Origin of the sequence: Moraxella porci DSM 25326 (assembly GCF_002014855.1) — a bacterium.
GTDB lineage: Bacteria > Pseudomonadota > Gammaproteobacteria > Pseudomonadales > Moraxellaceae > Moraxella > Moraxella porci.
In genome coordinates this window covers 25,927-38,806 of record NZ_MUYV01000008.1, presented here as the reverse complement: position 1 = coordinate 38,806, position 12,880 = coordinate 25,927, and the positions used below count along the sequence as shown (strand labels likewise).

Annotated in this window: 11 protein-coding genes and 1 tRNA gene; 9 read left to right on the top strand and 3 right to left on the bottom strand. The window is 46.1% G+C overall.

Annotation, left to right across the window (positions count from 1 at the left end):
* The first annotated feature begins 17 nt into the window (after positions 1-17).
* The 7 genes from B0681_RS06885 (at position 18) to B0681_RS06855 (ending at position 5,575) form a co-directional block, all read left to right on the top strand.
* The gene (locus B0681_RS06885; RefSeq protein ID WP_078318016.1) at positions 18-251 is read left to right on the top strand and encodes a PspC domain-containing protein; all 234 of its coding nucleotides are present in this window, start codon (positions 18-20) and stop codon (positions 249-251) included.
* 136 nt (positions 252-387) lie between these two features.
* A complete protein-coding gene (gene glyQ / locus B0681_RS06880) occupies positions 388-1,320 on the top strand; it encodes a glycine--tRNA ligase subunit alpha (protein WP_114144968.1) in 933 nt (310 codons plus the stop codon).
* Positions 1,317-2,003 carry a DUF2711 family protein gene (locus B0681_RS06875; RefSeq protein ID WP_078318014.1) on the top strand — a complete coding sequence of 229 codons (687 nt, stop codon included), beginning with the start codon at positions 1,317-1,319 and terminating at the stop codon, positions 2,001-2,003. The genes glyQ and B0681_RS06875 overlap by 4 nt, the downstream gene beginning before the upstream one ends.
* A 21-nt stretch (positions 2,004-2,024) precedes the next feature.
* The gene (locus B0681_RS06870) at positions 2,025-2,288 is read left to right on the top strand and encodes a hypothetical protein (RefSeq protein WP_078318013.1); all 264 of its coding nucleotides are present in this window, start codon (positions 2,025-2,027) and stop codon (positions 2,286-2,288) included.
* Between the two features lie 44 nt (positions 2,289-2,332).
* Positions 2,333-3,301, top strand: coding sequence for a RhuM family protein (rhuM, locus tag B0681_RS06865; RefSeq protein ID WP_078318012.1), 969 nt, complete (start codon positions 2,333-2,335; stop codon positions 3,299-3,301).
* A 47-nt stretch (positions 3,302-3,348) separates the two neighbouring features.
* Positions 3,349-5,415 (top strand): glycine--tRNA ligase subunit beta, encoded by a 2,067-nt coding sequence (glyS, locus tag B0681_RS06860; RefSeq protein WP_078318011.1) that lies wholly within the window; start codon positions 3,349-3,351, stop codon positions 5,413-5,415.
* A gap of 69 nt (positions 5,416-5,484) precedes the next feature.
* Positions 5,485-5,575 (top strand) — tRNA-Ser (locus tag B0681_RS06855).
* Positions 5,576-5,671: 96 nt separating this feature from the next.
* Here the strand turns inward: B0681_RS06855 and aat are convergent.
* The 3 genes from aat to B0681_RS06840 form a co-directional block, all read right to left on the bottom strand.
* Positions 5,672-6,448: a leucyl/phenylalanyl-tRNA--protein transferase gene (aat, locus tag B0681_RS06850; protein ID WP_078318010.1), complete on the bottom strand. Its 777-nt coding sequence runs from the start codon at positions 6,446-6,448 to the stop codon at positions 5,672-5,674.
* Between the two features lie 97 nt (positions 6,449-6,545).
* The gene (glyA, locus tag B0681_RS06845) at positions 6,546-7,808 is read right to left on the bottom strand and encodes a serine hydroxymethyltransferase (protein WP_078318009.1); all 1,263 of its coding nucleotides are present in this window, start codon (positions 7,806-7,808) and stop codon (positions 6,546-6,548) included.
* A gap of 135 nt (positions 7,809-7,943) precedes the next feature.
* On the bottom strand, positions 7,944-8,435 hold the full coding sequence (locus B0681_RS06840; RefSeq protein ID WP_078318008.1) for a chorismate--pyruvate lyase family protein: 492 nt from the start codon (positions 8,433-8,435) through the stop codon (positions 7,944-7,946).
* 378 nt (positions 8,436-8,813) lie between these two features.
* Between B0681_RS06840 and B0681_RS06835 the strand changes: the two genes are divergently transcribed.
* Entirely contained in the window at positions 8,814-10,412 is a 1,599-nt protein-coding gene (locus B0681_RS06835) for an isocitrate lyase (RefSeq protein ID WP_078318007.1), read from the top strand.
* A gap of 203 nt (positions 10,413-10,615) precedes the next feature.
* Positions 10,616-12,781 carry a malate synthase G gene (locus B0681_RS06830; protein WP_078318006.1) on the top strand — a complete coding sequence of 722 codons (2,166 nt, stop codon included), beginning with the start codon at positions 10,616-10,618 and terminating at the stop codon, positions 12,779-12,781.
* Positions 12,782-12,880: the final 99 nt, after the last annotated feature.

Below are 12,880 nucleotides of genomic sequence, written 5' to 3'. Positions count from 1 at the left end.
TCATACGGAGTGATTTTATGGCAAAACTCATCAAACTTCACCGCTCACAAAACCATCGCATGATTGCCGGTGTGATGGGTGGTATCGCCGAATATTTGGGTTGGTCGCCAACGATGGTACGCCTAGTGTTTGTGATTATCTCGTGTGCCAGTGTTGCTGTACCAGGGATTCTGATTTATCTTGTGTTGTGGCTATTGATGCCAAATGCGACCGCGGCATCGTATGCTGATTATGGCGTTTATCGTTCATAATCGATAGTAAATCTCTCTACAAAACATCCCACAAAATCCGCCAAAATCTTGAAAAAGAATGGAAAAAATGCCTGTTGTTTAGTACAATGGGCATTATTTTTTATCTTAATTTTACATGAAAATTGGGCGAGACATCATGACCTTTCAACAAATTATTCTTACACTTCAAAACTACTGGGCAGACCGTGGCTGTGTGGTACTTCAGCCTTATGACATGGAAATGGGCGCAGGTACATTCCATACGGCGACCTTTTTGCGCGCTTTGACCCCTGAAAAATGGAACGCCGCCTATGTACAGCCATCTCGCCGTCCGACCGATGGACGCTATGGCGACAACCCAAACCGCCTACAGCACTATTATCAATTCCAAGTGGTGCTAAAGCCAAACCCTGCCAATATCCAAGAGCTGTATTTGGGCTCGCTAGAAGCATTGGGCATTGATACCTTGACCCATGATATTCGCTTTGTGGAAGATAACTGGGAGTCACCAACCTTGGGTGCATGGGGGCTTGGCTGGGAAGTGTGGCTAAACGGCATGGAAGTGACGCAGTTTACTTATTTCCAACAAGTCGGCGGTATTGAGTGCTTCCCTGTGACGGGTGAGATTACTTATGGTCTTGAGCGTCTGGCGATGTATATTCAGGGCGTGGACAGCGTCTATGATTTGGTATGGACGGACGGCGAGTTTGGCAAAGTGACCTATGGCGATGTCTTCCACCAAAATGAAGTGGAGCAGTCCACCTATAACTTTGAATACGCCAATGTCGATAAGCTGTTTGAATTATTTGATTTTTATGAAAGCGAGGCAGACAGATTGGTGGCGGTGAATTTGCCACTGCCTGCCTATGAGATGGTGCTAAAGGCAAGCCATACCTTTAACCTGCTTGACGCTCGTGGGGCGATTAGTGTCACCGAACGCCAACGCTTTATTCTAAGGGTGCGTACACTTGCTCGCAAAGTGGCGGTCAGCTACACCGAAGCCCGTGCCAAACTTGGCTTCCCATTGGCGGACGAAGCGCATAAGGTAGAAGCATTGGAGAAGTGGTTGCCGAAAGAGAGTGGTGAGTGAACCGAAAAGCACCACCGCCTGATAGATTTGCCAGTTTTCCTTATGATGGCAAAATTTTGGCATATTTTGCAGGGGTATTTGAAGCGGTGTTTGTGGTTATGCAACCCTTTTGCAAAATCGAAAAAGAGCATCAGTGGATTTTAAATCGAAACATTGATGTTTCTAAGCAAGAGTTTATTCGTTATGCCAAAGCTATTTCTTGGCAAGAAATTATGCAAAAACTGAACATTGGCGAGTATCAAGACCTTGAAACAGGCATTCAAAGCCGTGAAAATCGCCTTTATGAGCATTTGCAAAGGATGGATATTAAACATCAGCTTCTTACTTTGGAGAATGAATGCGATATTTTTGCACCTGAAACCAATGAAATTGCCCCTTATTTTGAGAATGATATATTTAATGTCATCAAAAAATTAGGCTATGACTGGGTGTGGGTAGGTGATGAATTTGCCACAGAACGAAAATTGCATTTTATTGATGATTTGATTTTGAGTGAGCAAGCCAATATTGGGGTAGGAACGATATTTACACCAGATTATCAATTGTTGATTGGTTCAATTTACGGGGTGTCGAGCGTGTTTATTTGTTCATCAAAACAAATGATTGAGAAAATTCGCCAGTTTTATGACTTTGAAGGGTTTTATTGTACGCCACAAACAGAAGTGGTGTGGAATATTAACTGATTGTTTTTAGAGGGCGTATTTATGAAAAACCTTATTTTAATCGCTATTTTAGCCACTTTTTTAACTGCTTGTGGTATGGTTGGCAATAACGATAATAACGAGCGTGAAAACGACCGCACCGAACAGTCCGATCGCCAAGAACGTGAAAACGACAATGACAACGACAATGACAACGATCGTGACAGCGACCGCGACAATGATGACGATAATGAGCGTGATAGCAGTGGCGACCGTGACAACGACCAAGATAGTGACCGTGACGATGGCGATCAAAAAGATGATTAAGCTTTGATAAAGCTAAGTTATCAAGACGCAAACATGGAGTAATTATGAACAATCCCATAGAAATCTACCAAACCGCTGCGGGTGATGCCAAGGTGGAAGTGCGTTTTGATAATGATACTGTTTGGCTGTCACAGGCTCAAATGGTGCAGCTTTTTGGGCGAGATGTTTCCGTGATTTCACGTCATATCAAGAATGCATTAGCGGAAGGTGAGATTGCCGAAAAAAGCAATTTGCAAAAAATGCAAATTGCAAATTCGGATAGACCTGTGGTGTTTTATGACTTGGAAACCATCATTTCTGTTGGCTATCGTATCAAATCACAACAAGGCGTCGCTTTTCGCCGTTGGGCAACTGCTCGTTTAAAGGATTATTTGCTTAAAGGTTATGCGATTAATCAAGAACGCCTTGCTCAAAATGCTCATGAGCTTGAGCAAGCGTTGGCATTAATCCAAAAAACTGCTCAATCGCCGAACTTAACCCTTGATGGCGGCCGTGGTTTGGTGGATATTGTCAGTCGTTATACGCAGACCTTTTTGTGGTTACAGCAGTATGATGAGGGCTTGTTGTCCGACCCTAGCGGTGAGCTGGGTGGCATTCTGCCAAGTTTGGATGAAGCACAGCAGGCTTTGGCAGGGCTCAAGGCGGATTTGATGGCAAAAGATGAGGCGACTGAATTATTTGCCAAAGAGCGTGGCGATGGGTTGTCTGCAATTTTGGGTAATTTGGAACAAACGGTATTTGGCGAACCTGCCTATCCGAGTATTGAAGAAAAGGCAGCACATTTACTGTATTTTGTCATCAAAAATCATCCTTTTGCTGATGGCAATAAACGCAGTGGGGCGTTTTTATTTGTAGATTTTTTGCATAGAAATGGACGGTTATTGACCGCCGATAATACACCGATTATTAATGACACGGGCTTGACCGCTTTGGCATTGTTGATTGCCGAATCTCATCCTGATAATAAAGAAACATTGATTAAACTGGTTGTGCATATGCTACAAAAGCACTAATCTTTAAATAATTTAAATAAATTTAGCTATTGAAATTAAGGTATCCTATGACCACAATCCTATTTGAACTTGGCACCGAAGAGCTGCCACCAAAGAACCTAAAGACCTTGCGTGATGCCTTGACGGACAATGTCAAAGCCGCCTTGGAGAGCCAAAATATCGCCTATGAAGCGATTAAGCCTTTTGCGGCACCACGCCGTCTGGCACTACAGATTGTCGGTATCAGCGACAAACAGCCTGACCGCACCGAACAAAAACGCGGCCCTGCGATCAAAGCTGCCTTTGATAGCGACGGCAATCTGACCAAAGCAGGTCTTGGCTTTGCTAGTGGACTCGGCATCACCAAAGATGACATCATCACCATCAGTACGGATAAGGGCGACTATATCGGCTATGAATTGACCGTGCAAGGCAAGCCTGTCATCGAGCTACTACCAGTGATTTTCCAAAAAGCCCTTGATGATTTGCCAATCGCCAAGCGTATGCGTTCGGGTGCGAGTAAAGAAGAGTTCGTCCGCCCTGTGCAATGGGTGGTACTGATGGTAGATAGCACGGTGATTGATGCGACCATTCAAGGTCACAAGGCGGGCAATGCTACTCGTGGCCATCGCTTCCACGCCCCTGATTTTGTCAGTATCGCTCATGCCGATGATTATGAAGCTGTCCTACAAAATGCCAAAGTCATCGCCGATTTTGATAAGCGTCAAGCATTGATCAAAGAACAAGTTGCCAAGCTGTCTGATGAAGTCGGTGCCATTGCCATCGTGCCTGATGAGTTGCTTGATGAAGTCACCGCCTTAGTGGATTTGCCAGTGGCACTACGAGCCAGCTTTGAAGAGCGTTTTTTGGCAGTGCCCCAAGAAGCCCTAATTAGCACCATGCAGGCTGACCAAAAGTATTTTTGCTTGACCGATAAAGATGGTAAGCTGTTGCCGTATTTTGTATTTATTAGTAATATTGAAAGTAAAGATCCAAGCCAAGTGATTTTTGGTAACGAAAAAGTCGTGCGTCCACGCCTATCGGATGCTGAATTTTTCTTTTTACAAGACCAAAAACAGCCACTATTTGCCTTGACCGAAAATCTAAAAAATCGCATTTTCCAAGATAAGCTTGGCACGATTTGGGAAAAATCAGAGCGTATTGCTAGCTTAGCGGCATATATCGCTGGCCAAATCGGTGCAGATAGTGAGCACGCGATTCGTGCAGCACATCTGTCCAAGTGCGACCTTGCCAGTACGCTGGTGGGTGAATTCCCTGAGCTACAAGGCGTGGCAGGTACTTATTATGCCCGTCTAAATGGCGAAGCCAAAGGTGTGGCGGATGCCATCGAAGAGCAGTATTTGCCTAAGTTTGCCGGTGACAAACTGCCTGCGACTGACATTGGCACCGCTCTTGCTTTGGCAGATCGTATCGATACGCTGGTGGGTATTTTTGGCATCGGCGAGATTCCGACAGGCTCAAAAGACCCATTCAGCTTGCGTCGTGCATCGATTGGTGTACTGCGGATTTTGATTGAAAAACGCCTAAATCTTGGCCTAAGTGAGTTGATTCAGCACGCTTTGAGCGGCTATGGCGATAAGCTTAGCGATGCTGCCAAGACTTTTGATGAAGTGATGGAATTTATCAATGCTCGTTATCGTGCGATGTACAGCGAGCAGGGCGTCGCGGTGGATACCATCCAAGCGGTGCAGGCGATGGATATTGATGTACCGATGGATTTTGATGATCGTATCCGTGCAGTACAGGTGTTCCGCAGTCTGCCACAGGCGGGCGTGCTTGCTGAGAATAATAAGCGCGTTGCCAATATCCTAGCCAAAGCTGATGTTGCGGTGAGTGATGAGGTCGATGAAGCAGTGTTGGTGGAAGTAGCCGAAAAAGCACTCTTTGATGCGGTGAAATCTGCCCAAGCTGCCGTCTTGCCACTACAAGCTGCTGCGGATTATCAAGCGATTTTGACCACATTGGCAAGCCTATCAGAGCCTTTGACCGCTTTCTTTGATGATGTGATGGTCAATAGCGATGATGCCAAGCTCAAAGCAAATCGCCTAGCACTGCTACAACAAGTGCGAAATCTGTTTATGTTGGTGGCGGATATTAGCTTGCTACAGGGCTGATGGCTGATACCAAAAAAATTACCAAAACTCATGACAAATTATGGTTTTTTGGGTATAATAGGCAGCCTTGGAGACGTGGCTGAGTGGTCGAAAGCGCACGCCTGGAAAGTGTGTATACGTTAATAGCGTATCGAGGGTTCGAATCCCTCCGTCTCCGCCATCCATGATTTTTGCAAAGATTTGCAACAAAGTACAAAGACAAGCAAACACCTACCAAACCCCTTGAAAATACTAGCTTTCAAGGGGTTTTTTGCAGTCAAATATCATCAATTAATAGCGCTTGGGTAGTTATCGGCTGCCGCGCGCCATTCATGCCAATACAGGGCGTTGCGACCAAACAAGCTAACACATCCAAAAACTTAGCCTTGGGCATGGTGTCAGCACCCAAGCTTAGCAAATGTGGGTTTGGCATTTGGCAGTCAATCAACTCAATGCCCGTGCGTTTGGCAAAGTACATCAGCGCCCAAAAGGCAATTTTGGAAGCATCCGTTTTCCGATGAAACATGCTTTCACCACAAAATATCGCCCCGATATTGACGCCATACAATCCGCCGATCAGTTCGCTGGTATGAGGCGATCCTTCCCAGACCTCAATGCTGCTGGCGGCCGATAGCTGATGTAATTGATCATAGGCTGCGATCATCTCAGCATGTATCCAAGTGTCATCGGTATAGCTGCGAGGCTGACTACAAGCACTGATCACTTGCTTAAATGCTTGGTTGGTGGTGATCGTCCAAGACTGCTTTTTGGCGGTGCGCATCAGGCTTTTACTAGGTTCAAAGGCGCTTGGCACCATCACGCAGCGCTCTTTTGGTGACCACCAGCAGATCGGCTCATCGGCTGCAAACCATGGAAATACGCCAGAGCGATAAGCGTGTAGCAGCGTGGATGGCTCAAGATCGGCGCCAGTACCTAAAAACTCATCACCACTGTGAGCAGCCTTGCCGAAATTATAAGCACATGCATCAGCTAGCCTGTGTAGCTGCTTAAGGGCATGATCTGTGTCTGCGATCGCATTATCTGTGTTATTCACAATCCATTTCTGCCGAGGTTGGCAGCTTCCTTGTGTTATATTGAATTTACAATTAAAAAAGCTGCTTAATTAAGCAGCTTTTTATAGCAACCACCGATTACTTCGCATTACGCTCATAAACGGGTAGTTTTTTGCAGATGGCTGCGACTTTTTCGCGAGTAGCAGTGATGACAGCTTCATCACCACGGGCATCTAGCACATCGCAGATCCAGCCTGCCAGCTCACGGCACTCAGCTTCACCAAAGCCACGAGTGGTGATAGCAGGCGTACCGATGCGGATACCTGAAGTCACAAATGGTGATTTTGGATCGTTTGGTACTGAGTTTTTGTTCACAGTGATGTGTGCATCGCCCAGCCATTTATCCGCCTCTTTACCAGTGATTTCTTGCTTGATTAGGCTGATGAGCATCAGATGGTTCTCAGTGCCGCCTGAGACGATCTCGTAGCCACGAGATTGGATAACTTCTGCCATGGCTTTGGCATTGGCGACAACTTGTTGTTGATACGCTTTGTACTCATCACTCATCGCTTCTTTGAAGCAGACAGCTTTGGCAGCGATGGCGTGCATCAGTGGGCCACCTTGGTTGCCTGGGAATACCGCTGATGCCAGTTTTTTCTCGATATCGGCATTGGCTTTGGCTAGGATTAGACCTGAGCGTGGGCCACGCAGCGTTTTGTGAGTGGTCGTGGTGGTGACATCGGCGATTTGTACTGGGTTTGGATAGACGCCTGCTGCGACTAGGCCTGCCACGTGTGCCATATCGACCATTAGGTAGGCACCGACTTCGTCAGCGATATCACGGAATTTTTGCCAATCAACAACTTGGCTATACGCTGAGAAACCAGCAATGATCATCTTTGGCTTATGCTCACGAGCAAGGCGTGCCACTTCATCATAATCGATCAAGCCAGTCTCTGGGTTTAGGCCGTATTGTACCGCATTATAGGTACGACCTGAGAAGCTCACTGTGGCACCGTGTGTCAAGTGACCACCGTGTGCAAGGCTCATACCAAGTACAGTATCGCCAGCTTCTAGTAGTGCCAGATAGACAGCACTGTTGGCGTTTGAGCCTGAGTGTGGCTGTACGTTGGCGTAGTCAGCACCAAATAGCTCTTTGGCACGATCGATGGCGATTTGCTCGATGACATCGACATATTCACAGCCACCATAATAACGCTTACCTGGATAACCTTCGGCATATTTGTTGGTCAAAGCTGTGCCTTGTGCTTCCATTACTGCAGGTGAGCAGTAGTTTTCAGAAGCGATAAGCTCAATATGATTTTCTTGACGCTGTGCTTCGGCATCGACCTGTGCAGCGATGTCTGGATCGTATTGATGTAGTGAGATTTCTTTAAACATGGTATTTCCTTGTTTGTATCAAATATGGAAGGATAAAACAGTGTCCTTAGTGTAGCATATTTGCCCATCGATACACTAGGGGCGAGCGAGTTTTTGTTAAGAAAATTTGTCAATGGCAAATTGGCCACGAAAACTTCATGCCAAGAGACTGTCAACAAAAGCAGGCAAAAACCGCTCATCAATCAGCAGTTTTTTGCCCTGATACTCATATACCGTACATCTACCATGACAACCTTGCTGCTCATAATAATGACGGACATAAGGCAAAGTACGCTGCTGCTTAAACAGCACATAGCCGATGGGCGTGCGACCAAGATGACGCAGGCGAGACAGACCACCTGTCAATGTCGGTAGGGGGAAAATGCTGGTTGCCATCACCCAAGCATCATCACTATTGCCGTATAATTTGACCGTACGCACCCAAGCAAGCTGTGGCTTATGTATAGGCAGTGACAGTAGGCGTTTTTGGCGGTGATTGAGTGGAGCATAGCCTTCATGCAGAACGACGACACGCAGTGGCTTGTGTGCGTGTGCTTCAAGTAGGGCGGTCAGCGAACCTTTGGATTTCAAAAATGCCTGTAATTTTGGGGATATTGCAGGGATATTTGCACAAATTGATGATGGCATGACGGTTACTGTGATGAATACAGGTGTTTCATTTTAGCATAAAATCCACAAAATGCGATGGGATTTTGCGAAATTAATAATTTATAATAATATAATAAAATAAATAATTCTAATCAAAAATCTGACAATTGCCAAGATTAATTGCAAAAAATCAATCACTTGTATCGATAAACTATTATTTATTCTATTTGTAAATGACTTTGTAATAGCCATTTATTTATGAAATATTGAACATTGGCACAGGCTATTGGATTTATGATGAGATTTTGGCTATTCTGTAGTCATCGGGGACGCAGTGATTCGATGCTCATTACGATGAATCGCTGAGTTGTTATTAATCATCATTAATTTTTAAGTTATCAATAAAAGGAGTGAGTCATGACTTATCAATCAGCACTAGACCATGTTCGTAAAGTTAAGGAAAAATTGGGCGGCACTTGGGATGCCATTCGCCCAGAAGATGCGGCACGCATGATCGTCCAAAACCGCTTCAAAACTGGTCTTGATATCGCCAAATACACCGCTGCCATCATGCGTAAAGACATGGCAGAATACGATGCGGACAACAGCAAATACACCCAATCACTAGGCTGCTGGCATGGCTTTATCGCTCAGCAAAAAATGATTGCCAACAAAAAATACTTCGGCACAACCAACAAACGCTACATCTACCTATCAGGCTGGATGGTGGCAGCGCTTCGCTCAGAGTTTGGTCCACTACCTGACCAATCAATGCACGAAAAAACTGCTGTGCCTAAGCTGATCGAAGAAATCTACACATTCCTTCGCCAAGCAGACGCCAAAGAGCTAAACGACCTATTCCGTGCGATGCAAAAAGCTGAAGCAGCAGGCGACACAGCGAAAGTAAAAGAAATCGAAGCTCAAATCGACAACTTTGAAACTCATGTTGTACCAATCATCGCTGACATCGATGCAGGTTTTGGTAACGAAGAAGCAACCTACCTATTGACCAAGCAAATGATCGAAGCAGGTGCGTGTGCGATTCAAATCGAAAACCAAGTATCTGATGCTAAGCAATGTGGTCACCAAGCAGGTAAAGTAACTGTACCGCACGAAGATTTCCTAGCCAAAATCAATGCCGTACGCTATGCGTTCCTTGAGCTTGGTGTCGATGATGGCGTAATCGTGGCTCGTACCGACTCAGAAGGTGCTGACCTTACTCAAAAAATCCCTGTATCTCGTGAACCAGGCGACCTAGCGAGCAAATACATCAGCTACCTAGAGACCACTGAGATCGACATCTCTGAAGCCAAAGAAGATGAAATCCTAATCAAGCGTGACGGCAAACTACATCGCCCAACTCGCTTGCCATCAGGCTTGTATCAGTTCCGTGAAGGCACTCAGCATGACCGTGTTGTCCTTGACTGCGTAACTTCGCTACAAAACGGCGCTGACATGATTTGGATTGAAACACCAACACCAGACGTGGCAGGTATCGCAAGCTTTGTCAATGACATCAAAAAACAAGTGCCAGATGCAAAATTGGTGTACAACAACTCACCATCATTCAACTGGACCATCAACTTCCGCCAGCAAGCGTATGACCGCTGGGTCGCTGAAGGCAAAGACGTATCAGGCTATGAGCGTGACAAGCTAATGGACGCCAAATATGACGGTTCTGAGCTTGCCAATGACGCAGACGAAAAAATCCGTACTTTCCAAGCGGACGCAGCGCGTGAAGCAGGTGTATTCCATCACCTAATCACCTTGCCAACTTACCACACCGCCGCTCTATCAACGCATGAGCTTGCCAAAGGTTACTTCGGTGAAGAAGGTATGCTGGCGTATGTGGCAGGCGTACAGCGTAAAGAAATCCGCGGCGGCATCGCTTGCGTTAAGCACCAAGCCATGGCAGGTTCTGACATCGGTGACGATCACAAAGAGATCTTCTCAGGTGAGAATGCACTAAAAGCAGGGGATGCAAGTAAGAACACCATGAACCAATTTGGCGGCTAATTAAACGCTTCGTGAATTGGGCTACTGCTTCGTTAGGCTCGCTCGTAGTACTACTTGTACAGCATCGCTCACCTACCTTGCATTAGCACCAATTCACTTGGTTTAACCGATAACGGTAATTGGTAACAAACGGTGTTTTGACTTTTGGGTTAAAGCACCGTTTTTTGATTTAGTTTAAGATAATGATTTTTAAGGATAAAACTATGGCGACACAACGCATCCAAAAAGGCAGCTTTGCCATTGACAAGATTTTGTATGATTTTATTGAAAATGAAGCTTTGCCGCTATCAAATGTCTCAAGCGATGAGTTTTGGTCAGGCTTTGAGGCGATTGTCAAAGATCTCACCCCAAAAAACAAAGCCCTGCTTGCTCGCCGTGATGAGCTGCAAGCGCAGATTGATGAGTGGCATGAGAATAACACCTATGAGCTTGAAGCGTATAAACAGTTTCTCACCGACATCGGCTATCTTGAGCCAGAAGTAGCGGATTTTGAAATCACCACCGAAAATGTCGATGACGAAATCGCCACCATCGCAGGTGCACAGCTTGTTGTGCCTGTGCGTAATGCTCGCTATGCACTAAACGCAGGCAATGCTCGCTGGGGCAGTCTGTATGATGCACTGTATGGCTTTGATGTCATCAGTGAAGAAGGTGGTGCTGATAAGGGTCGTGGCTATAACCCTGTGCGTGGGGCAAAGGTGATTGAATTTGCTAAAAATTTCTTAGATGAAACCTACCCACTGGTAACAGGCTCGCACGCAGATGCGACTGCCTATGCCATCAAAGATGGTCAGCTTGTGGTGACTTTGGCTGATGGCGAAACCACACTCAAAACTGCCGAGCAGCTACAAGGCTATAACGGCAGCAGTGATGAGCCAGCAGAAATTATCCTAAAAAACAATGGGCTACATACCATTATCCAAATTGACAAAACCAGCCAAATCGGTCAATCGGACAAAGCAGGCGTCAAAGATGTCATCCTAGAAGCTGCCGTAACCACCATCCAAGACCTAGAAGACTCAGTGGCTGCTGTCGATGCCGAAGAAAAAGTAGAAGGCTATCGCAACTGGTTGGGTCTGATGAAGGGCGATTTGAGCGAAACTTTGGAAAAAAATGGCAAAACCATCACTCGTACGCTAAATAGCGACCGCACCTTTACCGACCTAAATGGCAATGCCAAAACCCTACATGGCCGCTCAGTGCTACTACTGCGTAATGTAGGTCACTTGATGACCAATCCTGCGATTTTGGTGGACGGTGAAGAGATTTTTGAAGGGATTATGGATGGGGTGATCACACCAATGCTATCCACCATCGACATCACTGGCAAAAATACCTTGCGTAACTCTCGCACAGGCTCGATGTATATCGTCAAGCCAAAAATGCACGGCTCCGAAGAAGTTGCCTTTGCGGTGGAGTTGTTCACACGCTCAGAAGAGCTGCTCAAGCTGCCAAAAAACAGTGTCAAAATGGGCATCATGGACGAAGAAAAACGCACCAGTGCCAACCTGAAAAACTGCATCTCGGCAGCTCGTGAGCGCACCATCTTTATCAATACAGGCTTTATGGATCGTACAGGTGATGAGATTCACACCGCTATGAAGGCAGGGGCATTTGTACGAAAAGGTGAAATCAAGGGTCAAAAATGGTTTGCTGCCTATGAAGACCGTAATGTCATCATCGGTCTAAAAGCAGGACTCAAAGGCCGTGCCCAAATCGGTAAAGGTATGTGGCCTAAGCCTGATGAGCTGGCTGATATGTACCGCACCAAGATTGAGCATCCACAAGCAGGGGCAAGCTGTGCATGGGTACCAAGCCCATCAGGTGCGACCATCCATGCGATCCACTATCACAAGTGCAGTGTCGCCGAGCGTCAAGCAGCATTGCAATCTGCCCAAGTGCCGTCCATTGATGATTTGCTGACTATTCCATTGGCGACAGATACCAGCTGGAGCGATGGCGATAAGCAAAAAGAGCTTGAAAACAACTGCCAAGGCATTCTGGGCTATGTGGTGCGTTGGGTGGATTTGGGTGTCGGCTGCTCAAAAGTCCCTGACATCAACAATATTGGTCTCATGGAAGACCGTGCGACCTTGCGTATCTCATCTCAGCATGTTGCCAACTGGCTGGCACACGGTATCGTCACCGAAGATGAAGTCTGGGCGGTGCTAAAACGCATGGCAAAAGTCGTTGATGAGCAAAACGCGAGCGATCCTGAATATCGCCCAATGTCGGCAGACTTTGATAATAATATCGCCTTTAATGCGGCGGCTGATTTGATCTTTAAGGGTGCAACTCAGCCATCAGGCTATACTGAGCCATTGCTGCACAAAGCACGCTTGAAATTAAAAGGCTATACTGGCGATTGATCGGCTGTCTTTAAAAAGCTGTCCTTATCACAAGGGCGGCTTTTTTATGCACGGGATGGAATTTGATGGCATTTGTATGGCTAATCTTTTATAATTAAA